A 15969-nucleotide genomic window follows, 5' to 3' on the forward strand; every position below is an offset into this window, starting at 1 on the left:
ACCGGCCGGCCCGCACCGAGGTCCCGCCAAACCAAGCTCTCACCGCACCGCACCCACCCCGCGCCACCGATCACAACGAAGGGCTGACGCCATGCAGGTAACGCGTCGTCGACGTGACCAGAAGGAGCACCCGGCGCTCCTCGCCCGCCGGGCCGGCCGCCGGGCCACCCTGGCCACGGCGTGCATCACGGCGGTGGCCGTGGCCACCGGCACGGCCTTCGCGGCCACCCACCAGTTCGGCACCGACCAGGTCGGCCAGGTCACCGCCGACGGCCGGGTGATATCCAGCGACCAGTACATCGCCCCGTACGGTGACCGGCTGGTCATCGACAACGGCAAGATCATGGGCTCCCGGGTCAGCCCGGACGGCACCCACCTGGCCGCCTCGCTGGCCGACGGCGACGCCTCGCTGGTCGTGGTGGACCTCAGGACCGACAAGGTGCAGCAGCGCGCCGGCAAGGCCAGGACCGCCGACCTCCACCTGACCGACGGCTCGGTCGGCCAGGAGGCCCCGGTCTACTCGCCGGACGGCAAGCAGCTGTGGCTGGGCCAGCTCGACGGCTACACCAGGTTCACCGTGAACGCCGACGGCTCGCTGGCCGACCCGGTGAAGATCGCCGTCCCGGCCGACGGGGACAAGCACGCGCTGGCCTCGGGCGCCGTGTTCTCCGCCGACGGCTCGACCGTCTACGCGGCGGTCAACGGCCAGAACCGGGTGGTCGCGATCGACGCGGCGACCGGCAGGCTCGGGCAGAGCTGGACGACCGGTACCGCGCCGCGCGGCATCGCCCAGGTCGGCCACAAGCTCTACGTCAGCAACGAGGGCGGACGCGCCGCCACCCCCGACGACGACACCCTCAACTCCTACGGCACCCAGGTGCCGGCCGACCCGGACACCGGCGCGGCGACCTCCGGCACGGTCAGCGTGATCGACCTCTCGGACCGGTCCGCCGCCGTCGGGAGCATCGACGTCGGCCTGCACCCGACGGCCGTGTACGCCAAGAACGGGACGGTCTTCGTCGCGGACACCTCCTCCGACCAGGTGTCCGTGATCGACGCCGCCCGGGACGAGGTGGTGCAGCGGATCTCCACCAAGCCCTGGCCGGAAGCGTCGGTGGGTTACGAGCCCACCGCCGTGACCCTCACCGACGACGGGCGCCTGCTGGTCACCCTCGGCCGCGCCAACGCCGTCGCGGTGTACCGCTTCGCCGGCGCCCAGGAGCCGGTGAGCTACGTCGGCCTGTTGCCCACCGACTACTTCCCGGCGGAGGTCACCACCGTCGGCAACAAGGTGGTCGTCTCCAACACCCGCGGCATCGACGCCCGCCGACCCAACTCCACCGGCGCCCACAACACCCACGACACCACCTCCAGCCTGACCTGGTTCGCCCTCCCGGGCGACAAGGAGATCCGCTCCCAGACCGACAAGGTCTTCCGGCAGAACGGCTGGACCAAGGGCGCCGTCCAGACCGCCGACCGGCGCAGGGCGAAGCCGGTCGCGGTGCCGGCCCGGATCGGCGACCCGTCGACGATCAAGCACGTCTTCATGATCGTCAAGGAGAACCGGACCTACGACCAGGTCTTCGGCGACATCGGCAAGGGCAACGGCGACCCGAAGCTCGCCCAGTTCGGTGCCAACGTGACGCCCAACCAGCAGGCGCTGGCCAAGCAGTTCGGGCTCTACGACAACACCTACGACATCGGCACCAACTCCGCCGAGGGCCACAACTGGCTGATGCAGGCCGACAATCCGGAGTACACCGAGTCCTCGGCCGGCGAGTACGAGCGCAGCTACGACACCGAGGACGACGCCCTGGGCCACCAGCGCTCGGGCTTCCTGTGGACCGGCGCCCAGGCGGTCGGCCAGGACGTGCGCGACTTCGGCGAGTTCCACCAGTTCCTGACCAAGCCCGACGGCGCGAACTGGCAGAACCTGTACTGCGACGCCAAGAACATGGACGCGACCGGCGACGACACCGCCTACCCGCTCAACTCCTCCTCGCCGATCCCCTCGCTCAACGACGCGTCGGTGCCCGGCTTCCCCAAGTTCGACCTCGACGTCCCGGACCAGTACCGCTACCAGATCTGGAAGCAGGACTTCGAGCAGAACGGCCCGGCGAACCTCAACATGCTGTGGCTGTCCAGCGACCACACCGGCGGCCCGGCCGCCCCGGCCGCGCAGGTCGCGGACAACGACCTGGCGGTCGGCAGGATCGTCCAGGAGATCTCGCACAGCGAGTACTGGAAGGACTCCGCGATCTTCGTGGTCGAGGACGACTCCCAGGCCGGCCTGGACCACGTCGACGGCCACCGCGCCCCGATCCAGATCATCAGCCCCTGGGCCCAGCACGGCGCGGTCGACAGCCGCTACTACTCGCAGATCACCATGGTCCGCACCATCGAGCAGATCCTCGGGATCCACCCGATGAACCAGAAGGACAGCGCGGCCACCCCGATGACCACCGCCTTCACCGACGAGCCGGACTACACCCCGTTCACCGCGGTGCCCAACCGCACCTCGCTGACCGACGGTCTGAAGACCCCGCCCTCCTGCGGCGTGGACGTCCCCGGCGCCCAGGACCGCACCGCGGCCGCCGCGCCCGTCACCACCGACCCGCCGGCCGCCGAGCAGGGCGTCGCCGCCCAGTGGGACACCTGGAGGTCCCAGCAGCACCTGACCGGCCCGAACGCCGCGCCCGACCGCGCGAACCCGGCCCAGATGAACCACCTGACCTGGTACCAGACCCACAACTGGACCGAGCCCTACCCGGGCGAGAACGCCATCCACGCCCCCGCCGACGTCCCCGGCGCCTACATCCCCTCAGCCGAGAACGAAGGCTGACACCCGGCCGGGCGGTGGCCGACGCCCCGGGCGTCGGCCACCGCCCGCCGATCGGGCTCAGTACTGGCGGGACTGCTTCCACCGGACGTAACCGTTCAGGTTCGTCACGACCAGGCAGGCATGGAAGGCGTCCATGATGAGCCGCGGGCCGTACGCCGAGATGAAGCCGGTGGCCTCGCGGCTCCAGTCATCTGACTGCGCAGTGCCGCCCGGCCCCGCCGGATGGTTCAGCATGCGCAGGAGATGCCCGGGCGCGGGGCGGTCGGGCCGTCGACGGGGCGCTGCTCGGTGCCGGTGGCGGCCGGTCGTCCTCTCCCGGGCCGGTGCTACAGCTTCCGCAGGACTGCCAGGAGGCGGTCGATCTCCTCGGGGGAGTTGTAGGCGTGCAGGCTGACCCGCACCGAGCTGTCGGCCTCGCCGGCCCGGGCCTGGCAGTGGCCGTCGGCGCGGACCATCAGGCCGTGGCTGGCGAGGACGAAGCCGAGGTCGTTGGAGGGGATCCCGCGGTGCCGGAAGGTGACGATGCCCTCGCGGCGCTGGACCGGGGAGTCGGCGGCCAGGCTCTGCTGGCAGCCGAGGACCCGGTAGGCGTCGCAGCCGCGCAGGCCGTCGGTGAGCCGGGTGGCCAGGGCGGTGGTCCAGCGCCGGATGCGGTCCGTCCCGGCGGCGTCCAGCCAGTCCAGGGCGGCCTCCAGGCCGGCGATCCCGCAGGTGTTGGGGGTGCCGCTCCAGCCGCCGGGGCGGAATTCCGGGCCGCGGGTGTTGCGGGCCCAGACCGCGCCGGTGCCGGGCAGGGCCAGCGCCTTGTGGCCGGAGAAGACCACGAAGTCGACGTCCAGGGCGGTGACGTCCACCGGCAGGTGGCCGACGCTCTGCGCCGCGTCAAGGCAGATCGGGACGGACGGGCCGACGGCGGCCCGGATCCGGTGGACGTTCATGTCGCCGCCGTACACGTGGTGGACGTGGGTGGCGGCGACGAACGCCGTCCGCTCGGTGACGAGTGCGGGCAGTGCCCGGTGGTCGTAGTCGTGCGAGGCCGGATCGTACGGGAGCTCGCGGACCCGGATCCGGGTGCCGCGCTCGGCCAGCAGCTGCTGCGCCTCCAGCCAGGGCAGGGCGTTCGCCTGGTGGTCGGCGAACGGCACGATGATCTCGTCGCCGTCCCGCAGGTGGTGGGGCAGCCAGTCCCGGGCCACCGTGCGCAGGCCCTCGGTGGTGCCGCTGGTGAAGTGGACGCCGGAGGGGCGTCCTGGGTCCGGGTCGCCCAGGAAAGCGGCGACCCGGGTGCGGGTGCGTTCGACCAGCGCGGTGGTGGCGTTGGCCCAGGTGTAGGTGCCGCGCCCGGCGTTGGCGTTGGCGGTGGTGAGGTAGCGCTGGACAGTGTCGAGCACCGCCCGGGGCTTCTGCGCGGTCGCCGCGCTGTCCAGGTAGGCCTGTTCCGGATCGGCCGTGATGATCGGGAACTGGGACCGCAACTCGCGGTGCCAGGAGTCGAGTTCTTCGAGCGTGTGCATCTCGTCCACCCCGTTCAGTCCCGGACCAGTGGTGCGCCCGCGTCGCGCCAGCCGATGATGCCGCCCGCCAGGCTGCGGGCGTCCCGGTGTCCCATCCGGGTGAGCAGGGCGGCGTACCGCACCGACTTCTCGCCGACCGGACAGGCCAGCAGGACGGGTTGCCGGGCGCCGAACGGCAGCCCGCCGTGCAGGAGTTGCTCGAACAGCTCGTCGACGATGTTGACCGAGCCCTCGATGTGCAGGGCCGCGTAGGCGAACGGCCCGCGCAGGTCGATCACCAGCGGGTGCTCCTCGGCGATCCACTTGCGGGCGGCGTCCACGTCGAGGATCCGGGCGGCGTCGAGCTCGGCCTCGGTCAGTGTGGACGGCGAGTTGGGCCGCGCGGGCTGGTTGAACAGCTCCGGCCGGCGGTCGCGCAGGTATCCGAGGTAGCTCTCGACCCGGTCGCAGACGATGAACACGGCCGTGCGGCGCTCGTCGGCATCCGTCAACTCGGCGTCCAGGGCTTGTAGATGGCGCAGCGCGCCGAAGTACGCGCCGCCGCCGGTGGGTCCGGCCAGCAGGCCGCAGCGTCGGACCAGGGTGAGCATGCCGTCGATGGCCTGGTCGGCGGTCACCGACTCGATGCGGTCGTAGGTGCCGGGGTCGAACAGCCCGACTTCGTGCACCTCGTCGATGGTGCGGATGCCGGGGATGAAGTCGGACTTGTGGGCGACCAGTCCGACCACCTCGACCGCCGGGTTGTGGGCGCGCAGCACCGTGGCCACGCCGGTGGACGAACCGGCGGTTCCCACACAGGCCACGAACACGTCCGGGGCGCGGCCGTCGAGGTCGCGGACGATCTCCGGTCCGGTGCCGGTGAGGTGCGCGTCGAGGTTGAGCGGGCTGTAGTACTGGTCGGTGTGGAGGTAGCCCGATTCGGCCTCGGAGAGCATCCGGTGGATCCGGGTGAGCGGGTCGTCGGTGTCGGTCGGGTCGAGGCACTCGGCGCGGCCGGGCAGTTCCTCGATCTCCGCGCCGAGCAGCAGGAGCAGGTCCTTGATCTCGGGGACCTTCATCCGGTTGGTGACGCTCTTGAACGGCAGCCCGTGCATGCCGGCGATCAGCGCGAGCGCCTTGGCGGTGTTGCCGCTGGACAGTTCCACGATCGTGTCGCCGCGGGCGACGGCGGCCGGGAGGGCCTCGCGGGTCATGTTCCAGGCGGCGCGGTCCTTGACCGAGCCGAAGGGGTTGAGCAGTTCGAGCTTGGCGTACAGGTCGATGTTGCGCAGGCCGGTCACCGCCGGGTCGATCCGCAGCAGCGGGGTGTCGCCGATCGCGTCGGTGATGCTGTCGTACCTCATGCCCGTCCGTCCCCCTGGTCCGTCGCGGCCCCCGTGGTGTCGAGGGGCCAGTACTGCTCGTCGAGGCGCCAGTGCCAGGCGCCGTCCTGCCGGTATGCGGCGACCTTGCGCGCTACGGGCTGCCGCAGCGGTCCGCCGGCGTTGATGTCCATCAGGTAGCCCGCGGTGTTCGCGAAGGCGAGGAGGTCGCCGGGGGCCGGGAGGCGGGGCAGGAAGACCAGCCGGCGGGTGATCAGGTCGGCCTCCAGGCAGAGGTTGCCCATCAGGTGGACCGCGACGGGCTCGGCCGCGGAGGCCGTGACGGCCGCGGGGGCGCCGGGGCGGGGGATCAGCACCGGGTCCATCAGCACGCCGTGGTCCTCCAGGCTGGCGTCCCGGGCGTTCATCTCCAGCCGCACCAGGCAGTCGCCGTCGGGGGTGTGCCGCACCTCCAGGACGCGGCCGAGAGTGGCTCCGCACTGGTCGACCAGGGCCCGGCCGGGTTCGACGGTGAGGTCGTACATGTGCTCCAGCAGCAGGGTGCCGAGCGGCCGCCCGAGGGTGGGGGCCCGGTGGGAGAGCAGTTCGTCCAGGTACGCCTCGGCGGCCACCGGGCGGTGCGCGGGGTACAGGCCGAGTGCGCCGCGCAGGGTGCCGGACTCGTTGCGCAGCCCGTAGCCGTGCCCCTGCCAGGTGAGCGGGGGGCGCCGGCCCAGGACGGCGGCGGTGAGCTCGGTGGTGTACTGCTCCCACTGGGCGGCGTGGGCCAGGTAGTTGACGCCGAAGCCGCCGCCGATGTCGATGGTGCGCGGGCGTAGGCCGCGGCGGTGGCACTCGTCCATCACCCGGAGGCAGGCCTCCAGGGCGACGGCCTTCTCGGTCACCCCGGTGGTGTCCACGTGGTAGGCGACGCCGGTGAGTTCGACGGCGTCCCGGTGGCGTTCGAGGGCGTCTAGCAGCTCGTCGAGTTCGCCGACGGGGGAGCCGAAGCGGCTGGGCCGGGTGAGGACGGTGGTGCCCGGCGAGTGGAAGCCGGAGAGGCGGGGCAGGACGGGCACCCGGGGGAGGGCGTGTTTGCGCACCAGCTCGGCGAGGTCGTCGAGTTCGGCCCGGGAGTCCAGGTGGACGGTGGCGCCGGTGCGGGCGGCCAGCCAGAGGAACTCGCGGCTCTTGGGGCCGGTGGCGATGATCCGTTCGGGGGTGCAGCCGGCGCCGAGGGCGTGCTGGAGTTCGCCGAGCGAGGCGACGTCCAGCCCGGCGTCGGTGGCGGCGAGCCGGCGGACGAGGGCGCTGGAGCGGTTCGCCTTGTGGGCGAAGTGGATCCGGCCGGTGAGGTGGTGCTTGCGGTAGACGGCCCGGAAGCGGGCCAGGTTGTCGGCGATCTGTTCGGGCAGCAGCAGGTTGAGCGGGGACCCGAGTGCGTCGACCAGCATGTGCAGGAAGTCGGGGGTCTCCAGGAGGGATCGGAGCCGCGGCTCCAGCCGTGGTTCCAGATAGAGCGGTGAGGGCCGCATCGGCGAATCTGCTTCCCGTCGGAGGTCGGCGTGCGGTCGTCCGGCGCGCACGGATCTCACCGCGGTGGGCGTCGCCGACCGAGGGAAACGGTAACTTTTTTCACATTGATTCAACAGGACTTTCTGCCACCCCATCGCAAAGACCGTGTCCATGCGAAAGAACTCAATCCACTTGTGACAATCAAGAGTTGAAATCCAGTCAGCTTCGGGGTTAGCGCACTGCGACCAGGACCGAGCTGGCGCCGTACTGCCACACCGAGCCGGCCTGGCGGAAGCCCGCCACCCGCAGCAAGTCGGCGTGCTGGGTGGCGGACAGGCCGTTGTCACCGCTCTCGCAGGGCGGCAGCTGCCGCTCCCGGGCCGCCAGCAGCTCGGCGAACTCGGGGATCCGCCCGGCGGCGGCCCACCACTGCGACCAGTCCTCCTCCCCGCCGAGGCCCCGGCGCTGGGAGCGGCGCCGGCCGATCGCCAGCGCGAGTTCGGCGAGCGAGGGCTCCTCGGGGACGAGGTGGTCGCCGTTGACCAGGACGGCCCCGGGGCTCAGCGCGCCCGCGAGGTCGCGGTAGATCCGCAGCAGCGCCTCCGGCGGCGGGTAGTGCAGCGCGGTGGAGGAGAGCACGGCGTCCAGCGGGCGGTCCAGCCCGAGGTCCTCGATCCAGCCCGGCCGGCCGATCAGGGTCTCCACCCAGCGGGTGATCCGGGGGTGTCCGGCGCGGCCGAGGGCGAGCAGCAGCGGGTCGATGTCGACCGCGATCACCTCGGCGTGCGGCAGCCGGTCGGCGACGCGGGCGGACAGCGAGCCGGGGCCGCAGCCGAGGTCGGCGATCAGCGGGCGCTCGCGGTGGCCGACCACCTGCTCCACCACGTCGACGATGACGGTGAACCGCTCCTCGCGCTCCACCGCGTAGCGCTCCTGCTGGCGCTCCCAGCGCTCCACCCAGGCTCCGGCCAGGGTCGCGTCCACCGGCATTCCGACTCCCGCTGTGTCCGTGCGCATGCGCAGTCCCCGTTCCGCCAATGTCTGTCATGTCCATCCGGATTGGCAATGGAACCGGCGCGATCCACCACCTGTGTCGTAATGATATCCGTTTTCATCTGATGGGCGGGCGCGACGGAACCGGGACGCGATGAACCCGGGATGCGGCGGAGCCGGGATGCGACGGACCCGGGGCGGGACGCCGCTGCGCCCCGCCCCGGTCGGTACCCTGCGGCCTACCGGCCGGCGGACTGCTCGGGCACGGCGCGGACGGCCGCGCCCGCCCAGGCGCGGTTGCCCAGGAGGGTCTTGACGTCCGAGGCGAGCCCGTTGTCCGGGTTCACCCGGAAGCCCAGCTCGTACAGGGTGTTCTTGTCCCAGTTGGTGGTGAGCAGCCGGACCGGCACGTCGCCCGGGTGGGCTTCCAGGGCGAGCTTGAGCTCGGCGACCGTCTGCGGGGTGATCCGGTGCACCGGGACGGTGATCTGCACCGGCGGCTTGGTGCCCAGCTCGGCGGAGGAGACGTCCAGGGTGGTGATCTCCTGGCCGAAGATGCTCAGCGAGCCGTCGCGCTCGTTGAGCCGGCCGCGGACCGAGATCACGTTGTCCTCGATCATCTGCTCGGCCATCAGGTTGTAGGTGGCCGGGAAGAACAGCACCTCGACCGAGCCGTCGCGGTCGGACAGGGTGATGATCGCCCAGGCGTTGCCCGCCTTGTTGATCCGCCGGTCCACCCCGGTGATCAGGCCGGAGAGCCGGACCTCGCCCTCGGAGCGGCCGGAGCCGAGGAGTTCGGCGATTGAGGTGTCGCGGTTCTGGGACAGGATGTGCTCGGCGCCGTCCAGCGGGTGGCTGGAGACGTACAGGCCGAGCATCTCCCGCTCCAGGGCGAGGAGTTGGCGCCGGGGCCACTCGTTGTCGGTGAGCTGGAAGTCCAGCCCGATGCCCGGGCCGGCGTCGTCTCCCAGGTCCAGGGCGCCGAACAGGTCGTCCTGGCCGATGGCCTGCTGCTTCTTCACCCCGGTGACGGCGTCGATCGCGTTCTCGTGCACGGTGCTGAGCGAGAGCCGGGTGTGCCCGAGCGAGTCGAAGGCGCCCGCCTTGACCAGGGAGTCGACGGTGCGCTTGTTGCACACCACCAGCTCGACCTTGTCCAGGAAGTCGGGGAAGGAGGTGTACTTGCCCTTCTCCTCCCGGGTGGCGACCAGGGACTCGATCACCGGCACGCCGACGTTGCGGACGGCCTTCAGGCCGAAGCGGACGTCGCTGCCGACGGCGGTGAAGTCGACCACCGACTCGTTGACGTCCGGGGAGAGGATCTTGATGCCCATCTGCCGGCACTCGGCCAGGTAGACGGCCATCTTGTCCTTGTCGTCGGCGACGGAGGTGAGCAGCGCCGCCATGTACTCGGCCGGGTAGTTGGCCTTCAGGTAGGCGGTCTGGTACGAGACCAGGCCGTACGCGGCCGAGTGCGACTTGTTGAAGGCGTAGCCGGCGAACGGGACCAGGACGTCCCACACCGCCTGGATGGCCTCGTCGGAGTAGCCGCGCTCCTTGCAGCCTGCGTGGAAGGGCACGAACTCCTTCTCCAGCACCTCCTTCTTCTTCTTGCCCATCGCCCGGCGCAGCAGGTCTGCCTGGCCGAGCGAGTAGCCGGCCAGCACCTGGGCGGCTCGCTGCACCTGCTCCTGGTAGACGATCAGGCCGTAGGTCGGGCCGAGGACGTCCTTGAGCGGCTCCTCCAGCTCGGGGTGGATCGGGATGATCTCCTGCTGGGCGTTCTTGCGCAGCGCGTAGTTGGTGTGCGAGTTCATGCCCATCGGGCCGGGCCGGTACAGCGCGGAGACGGCGGAGATGTCGGCGAACTCGGTCGGCTTCATCAGCTTGAGCAGGGCGCGCATGGGGCCGCCGTCGAGCTGGAACACGCCAAGGGTGTCGCCGCGGGCCAGCAGCTGGTACGTGGTGGGGTCGTCGATCGGGATCTTCTCGATGTCGACGTCGACGCCCCGGTTGGCCTTCACGATCTTGATGCAGTGGTCGATGATGCCCAGGTTCCGCAGACCCAGGAAGTCCATCTTGATCAGGCCCATGGCTTCGCACGACGGGTAGTCGAAGCCGGTGATGATCACGCCGTCCTTGTCCCGCATGTGCAGCGGGATCAGGTCGAGCAGCGGGGTGGAGGAGAGGATGACGGCCGCGGCGTGCACACCCGTGCCGCGGATCAGGCCCTCGATGCCCCGGCCGGTGTCGATGATCTTCTTGACGTCGGGCTCGTTCTGGTACAGCGCCCGGATCTCGGTGCCCTCGTTGTACCGGGAGTGCTTCTCGTCGAACAGGTCGGCCAGCGGCACGCCCTTGCCCATGACGTCCGGCGGCATGGCCTTGGTGATCCGGTCGCCCATGGCGAACGGGTAGCCGAGGATGCGGTTGGCGTCCTTCACGGCCGCCTTGGCCTTGATCGTGCCGAAGGTGTTCACCTGGGCCGTGTACGCGGCGCCGTACTTCTCGGTCACGTAGCGGACCATCTGGTCGCGCTGGCGGTCGTCGAAGTCGATGTCGACGTCCGGGGGGTTGATGCGCTCGGGGTTGAGGAAGCGCTCGAACAGCAGGTCGTGCTCCAGCGGGTCCAGCTGGGTGATGCCGGTGAGGTAGGCGACCATCGAGCCCGCCGCCGAACCACGGCCCGGGCCGACCGGGATGCCGTTGTCCCGGCCGTACTGGCAGATGTCGGCGACCACGAGGAAGTAGGCGTCGAACCCCATCGGGGTGATCACGCCCATCTCCAGCTCGATCCGGTCCAGCACCTCCTGGCTCGGGCTGTCGCCGTAGCGGTGCTTGAGCCCGACCTCGATCTTCTTGCGCAGGTAGGAGGCCTGGGTCTCGCCCTCGGGCACGTCGAACTGGGGCATCCGGTCGACGTAGGTGAAGACCTCCTCGTACGACTCGACCCGCTCGGCGATCGCCAGGGTGTTGTCGCAGGCCTCCGGTAGCTCGCGGAAGAGCTCGCGCATCTCCTCCGCGGTCTTCACGTAGTAGCCGGTGCCCTGGAACTTGAAGCGGTTCGGGTCGTCCTTGTTCTTGCCCACGCCGACGCAGAGCAGGCTGTCGTGGGCGTCGGCCTGGTCGGCGGTGACGTAGTGGGAGTCGTTGGTGGCCAGCAGCGGGATGTTCAACTGCTTGGCCAGCCGCAGCAGGTCCTCGCGGACGTCCTGCTCGATGGACAGGCCGTGGTCCATCAGCTCCAGGAAGTAGTTCTCCTTGCCGAAGATGTCCTGGTAGGCGCCGGCCGCCTTGACCGCCTCGTCGTACTGGCCCAGCCGCAGCCGGGTCTGCACCTCGCCCGAGGGGCAGCCGGTGGTGGCGATGATCCCGGTGGCGTTGGCGGCGATCAGCTCGCGGTCCATCCGGGGCTTCATGTAGTAGCCCTCCATCGACGCGAGCGAGGAGAGCTTGAACAGGTTGCGCAGGCCGGTCGCGTTCTGCGCCCACATGGTCATGTGGGTGTAGCGGCCGCCGCCGGAGACGTCCTTGCCGCCCTCGCCGTCGGCGCCGGACGGGCGCTGGCCGCCGGGGGACCAGAACACCTGCTTCTTCAGGAAGCGCGAGGCCGGCGCGACGTAGGCCTCGATGCCGATGATCGGCTTCACCCCGGTCTTGGCGGCGGAGTGGAAGAACTCGTACGCGCCGAACATGTTGCCGTGGTCGCTCATCGCGATGGCGGGCATTCCCTGTCTCTCCGCCTCGGCGAACAGCTTGCCGTTCTTCGCCGCCCCGTCCAGCATCGAGTACTCGGTGTGGACGTGCAGGTGCGCGAAGCTGTCGGACACGGCGCTGTGCTCCTCGGTGGACCTCGGGGTGCGGAAGCCGTCCAGGCTAGCGCGTCGGCCCGGGCGACGCGCCGGGCGGGGGTCCGGGGCGGCGTTCTTGACGCGTCCTTCTCGCCGCCTCTTCCCGCCGCCTCCGCCCGCCGCCTCCGCGCCTGCCGTGCGGAGCCGTCAGACCGTCCGCCGGGCCTCCGCCAGGCCGGGGATCTCGGTGACGCCGGCCAGCACGTGGGTGTACGGGTGGCCCTCGAAGTCGGCGCGGTCGAGCTCCCCGGTCAGCACCCCGACGACGACCCCGGCCCCGGCGTTGCGGCCGGCCTCGACGTCGACCACGGTGTCGCCGGCGGTCAGCACCCGGCGGGTGTCGATCACCCCGGTCTTCTCCATCGCCCGGTGGATCATGTGCGGCGCCGGACGGCCGCGCGGGACCTCGTCCGAGGTGACCACGGCGTCCAGGTTGCCGCCCTCGCCGGTGGACCAGCCCAGCGACTCCAGCAGCGGGTAGGCGACGTCGTCGCTGAACCCGGTGGTCAGCGCGACCTTGATGCCGCGCCGGCGCAGCTCGGCCAGGGCCTCCTCGACGCCCTCGATGGCCTGCGGGGGGTTGGTGCGGTAGGCCTCGCGCAGGAACTCCGCGAACGCCCGGTAGCTCTCCTCGACCAGCTCGGGGGTGGGGGCGCCCCCGCCGATGCGGACCAGGGCGGCGATGGCCTCGCGCTTGTCGGTGCCCATCCAGGTCTGGAGGTCGGCTTCGGCGACGGTCACCCCGTTGCGCTCGACGGCGGTGCGCAGCGCACGGTAGACGGCGCCGGACTCGTTGACGGTGGTACCGGCCATGTCCAGGGCGGCGAGCTCGATCACGGTGTCAGTCCTCTTCGGTGCGGTAGCGGCCGATCACGGTACGGCCTTCGACGGTGTTCTCGACGGTGAAGGTGGCCATCGCCGGCAGGTAGCGGTCGTCGGCGTCCTCCAGCGGCACGCCCTGGCCGGACGTGGTGAGCCGGCGCACCCGCAGCAGCGGGTCCCCGGCGGCGATCCGCAGCAGTTCGGCGTCCTGCGGCCCGGCGGCGACGGCGTCGATGGTGTGCCGGGCGTGGTGCAGGTCGACCTCGCGGCGCAGCAGCTCCTGGTAGACCGAGCCGGTGTCCGGGTCGAAGTCGAACAGGATCCGGCCGACCTCCTGGACGAACGTCGAGCGCTCCAGCATGGCCGGGACGCCGTCCAGCAGCCGCAGCCGGAGGAGTTCGACGACCGGCTCGCCCTCGGCCAGGCCGAGCCGGGCCGCCACCTGGGGGGTGGCCCGACGGCGGGCCACCTCGACGGTGCGCTGCCCGGGCTCGCGGCCGATGCCGCGGGCCCACTGGGTGAAGGACAGGAACGTGCCGAAGGGCTGGGAGGGCGTGGTGCGGTGGGCGACGGGCGGCTTGCCGCGCCCGCCGACCAGGCTGCCCGCGCTGCGCAGCATGGCCAGGGCCTGGCGGACCGGGCCGCGGGAGGTGCCGAACTCGGCGCAGAGCTGCGACTCGCTGGGCACCGGCTTGCCCTCGGGCCACTCACCGGACTCGATGCGGCGCAGGAACTCGGCGCCGAGCCTCTGGTGGAGAGGGAGGTCCTCACTTGTCTTCACAAGTTGACTATGGCACCCCGAGTCGGAACTTCTCAACCCCGGTCCACCTGCGGTTTCTCCGGTTCACTCAGGCTGCCCCCCAGCGATCGGCGTGCGGGTGAACAGAAGGTAACTTGTACATACAGCTCTTGACTGCGACGCAGGGAAACCCGTTAGCTGGGCCCATGAGCAGCAGCACCGCACCCGCAACCGCCCGCGCCGCATCCCACCCCCGCACCCCGGGCACGCCCGGACGTAGCGACGTGGTGATCGTCGGTGCCGGCATCGTCGGCTTGGCCCACGCCTTCGAGGCGCTGAGCCGGGGACTGTCCGTCACCGTCGTGGAGCGTGACCGGCAGCCGGTCGGCGCCTCGGTCCGCAACTTCGGCCACTGCTGCATCACCGCCCAGGACGGCGAACTGCTCGGCCTCGCCCGGCGCTCCCGCTCCGGCTGGCTGCGCGCCGCACAGGCGGCCGGCTTCTGGGCCGAGGAGGCCGGCGCCCTGGTGGTGGCCCGGTCGGCGACCGAGGCGGCCGTCCTGGAGGAACTGAGCGCCGAACGCGGCGGGGACGCCGTGCGGTTGCGCACCGCCGCGCAGACGGCGGCGGCGCTCGGCCGTCCGGAGGGCGCGACCGACGACCTGGTGGGTGGCGCGCTGCTCCCCGCCGACCTGCGGGTCAACCCGCGCGAGGCGGCGCCCGCGCTGGCCCGCTGGGTGGCCGAGCAGCCGCAGGGCCGGGTCCTGTGGGGCACCGCCGTCACCGGCGTCGAGTCCGGCACGGTGCACACCACCCGCGGCCCGGTGCTCGGCGACCGGATCCTGGTCTGCGTCGGCCACGACGTGGACTACCTCTTCCCCGAGCTCGCCGAGGAGCACGAGGTCCAGCGCTGCCGGCTGACCATGGCCCGCGCCGAGGCCCCGGCGGCCTTCCGCACCGACTCCGCGGTGCTGACGGCCACGTCGATGCTGCGCTACGACGCCTTCACCGCCCAGTCCTCGGCCACCCGGCTGCGGGAGGAGGTGCTGGGCCACAGTGCGGAGTTGCTGGAGATCGGCGCCAATGTGATGTTCGCCCGGCTGCCGGACGGCACCGTGCTGATCGGCGACTCGCACCACTACGACGCCACCACCCCGCCGTTCGTCGACGAGCGCACCCACGAACTGCTGAGCGACGCCGTCGCTCGGGTGCTGGGCGTGCCGGAGCTGCGGATCCTGGAGCGCTGGCAGGGCGTCTACGCCAGCAGTGCGCGCGGCCCGCTGCTGGTGCGCGACCTGGCGCCGGGGGCGCGGGTCCTCTCGGTCACCTCCGGGATCGGGATGACGCTCTCCTTCGGCCTGGCGGCCGCCACCTTCGACGGCACCCTGGCTGCGACCGCCTGAACCGCTCGGCAGGGGGCAGCTACTGGATGTCCCCGCCGCCACCGCGCTGTGACGACGAAACCGGCCGCACCCGTAACGGTCCGGCCGGTTCCATGCCCTGGCGCCCGGCGGTGCTCAGAAGGCGGAGTGGGCGAACCAGTGCGCCAGCAGATCCTCGTCCCCGGCGAGCTCGACGCCGGCCGCGGTGCGGTCGAATCGCCCGTAGAGAACCAGCAGCAGGTCGGCGGCGGAGGCCCGGACGGTGGCGTCGGCCGCCGCGGTGGTCTCGTCGAGGCCGAAGCCGTCGGGGCGCAGCCGGACCAGCCAGTCGCCCTCGCCGTCGGTGCGGGTGAAGCGGATGGTCCGGTCCTCGGCGCGCAGCTGGGCCGTGCCGGGGGCGAACGGGGTGGCGAAGGGCAGGTTGGTCAGGAACTCGGCCACGCCGTCGGCCGCGAGGGCCGGGTCGATCTCCGGTGCCAGGCCGAGCGCGGTCTCGGCGTCGACCCGGTGGACCAGGGTCTCGAACAGCATCCGCCGGACCCAGAACCGGGCGTGCTGATCGGCGCCCCAGGCCCACATCGGCGCGTCGAGACCGCCCTCGGCGAACGCGGCGCCGGCCTGCTCGGCGGCCTCGGCCAGCCAGTCCGGGAGCTCCTCGGCCCGCTCGGGCAGTCGAAGGTCGACGTCCCGGCTGAGCGGCCGTTCCTGGATCCGCTGGTGGAGCAGTGCGGTGAACCAGCGCTGGGCGCTGCCGGTGTGGCGGACGAGGTCGGCGAGCGTCCAGTCCGGGCAACCGGGCACCGGGAGGGTGAGGTCGGCCTCGCGTACGGCGGCGACGAAGCGGGCGGTCTCGGCGGCGACGGCGGCGCCGTGGTCCAGCGTGGTCATGAGGGCTGTCTCCAGTGCTACGGGTGTCGCGGTGCCCCGGGCCGGACAGCGCCCGATGGCTTGCGGTCTCAATTTTTCATCAGCTGAAACAATCGCGACGACGCTAGGCCTGAAAGGTTGAG

11 protein-coding genes are annotated in these 15969 nt (G+C 71.5%); 2 read left to right on the top strand and 9 right to left on the bottom strand.

Features of this window, described 5'->3' with window-relative positions:
* Positions 1-91: 91 nt before the first annotated feature.
* Positions 92-2842, top strand: a complete 2751-nt coding sequence (locus tag ACZ7BZ_RS01255) for an alkaline phosphatase family protein (protein WP_470356528.1) — start codon at positions 92-94, stop codon at positions 2840-2842.
* A gap of 57 nt (positions 2843-2899) precedes the next feature.
* Here ACZ7BZ_RS01255 and ACZ7BZ_RS01260 read toward each other — a convergent pair whose 3' ends face one another.
* The 8 genes from ACZ7BZ_RS01260 to ACZ7BZ_RS01295 all read right to left on the bottom strand — a co-directional run bounded on the left by ACZ7BZ_RS01260 (position 2900) and on the right by ACZ7BZ_RS01295 (position 13619).
* Positions 2900-3076, bottom strand: a complete 177-nt coding sequence (locus ACZ7BZ_RS01260) for a hypothetical protein (protein ID WP_470356529.1) — start codon at positions 3074-3076, stop codon at positions 2900-2902.
* A 92-nt stretch (positions 3077-3168) separates the two neighbouring features.
* On the bottom strand, positions 3169-4356 hold the full coding sequence (locus ACZ7BZ_RS01265; RefSeq protein WP_470356530.1) for an aminotransferase class V-fold PLP-dependent enzyme: 1188 nt from the start codon (positions 4354-4356) through the stop codon (positions 3169-3171).
* A gap of 14 nt (positions 4357-4370) precedes the next feature.
* On the bottom strand, positions 4371-5699 hold the full coding sequence (locus ACZ7BZ_RS01270) for a pyridoxal-phosphate dependent enzyme (RefSeq protein WP_470356531.1): 1329 nt from the start codon (positions 5697-5699) through the stop codon (positions 4371-4373).
* The gene (locus ACZ7BZ_RS01275; RefSeq protein ID WP_470356532.1) at positions 5696-7192 is read right to left on the bottom strand and encodes a Y4yA family PLP-dependent enzyme; all 1497 of its coding nucleotides are present in this window, start codon (positions 7190-7192) and stop codon (positions 5696-5698) included. Before ACZ7BZ_RS01275 ends, ACZ7BZ_RS01270 begins: the two co-directional genes overlap by 4 nt.
* A gap of 211 nt (positions 7193-7403) precedes the next feature.
* Positions 7404-8189 carry a class I SAM-dependent methyltransferase gene (locus tag ACZ7BZ_RS01280; protein ID WP_470356533.1) on the bottom strand — a complete coding sequence of 262 codons (786 nt, stop codon included), beginning with the start codon at positions 8187-8189 and terminating at the stop codon, positions 7404-7406.
* 215 nt (positions 8190-8404) lie between these two features.
* Positions 8405-11995, bottom strand: a complete 3591-nt coding sequence (gene dnaE, locus ACZ7BZ_RS01285; protein WP_470356534.1) for a DNA polymerase III subunit alpha — start codon at positions 11993-11995, stop codon at positions 8405-8407.
* A gap of 168 nt (positions 11996-12163) precedes the next feature.
* Positions 12164-12853, bottom strand: a complete 690-nt coding sequence (locus ACZ7BZ_RS01290) for a phosphonatase-like hydrolase (protein ID WP_470356535.1) — start codon at positions 12851-12853, stop codon at positions 12164-12166.
* A 4-nt stretch (positions 12854-12857) separates the two neighbouring features.
* A complete protein-coding gene (locus tag ACZ7BZ_RS01295) occupies positions 12858-13619 on the bottom strand; it encodes a GntR family transcriptional regulator (protein ID WP_470356536.1) in 762 nt (253 codons plus the stop codon).
* 164 nt (positions 13620-13783) lie between these two features.
* Here ACZ7BZ_RS01295 and ACZ7BZ_RS01300 point away from each other — a divergent pair, with 164 nt between their 5' ends.
* Positions 13784-14980 carry a TIGR03364 family FAD-dependent oxidoreductase gene (locus ACZ7BZ_RS01300; RefSeq protein ID WP_470356537.1) on the top strand — a complete coding sequence of 399 codons (1197 nt, stop codon included), beginning with the start codon at positions 13784-13786 and terminating at the stop codon, positions 14978-14980.
* A 114-nt stretch (positions 14981-15094) separates the two neighbouring features.
* On the opposite strand, the gene ACZ7BZ_RS01305 is transcribed toward ACZ7BZ_RS01300, so the two are convergent.
* Positions 15095-15847, bottom strand: a complete 753-nt coding sequence (locus ACZ7BZ_RS01305) for a maleylpyruvate isomerase family mycothiol-dependent enzyme (protein ID WP_470356538.1) — start codon at positions 15845-15847, stop codon at positions 15095-15097.
* Positions 15848-15969 lie beyond the last annotated feature (122 nt).

This window comes from Kitasatospora sp. NPDC036934 (assembly GCF_055608425.1).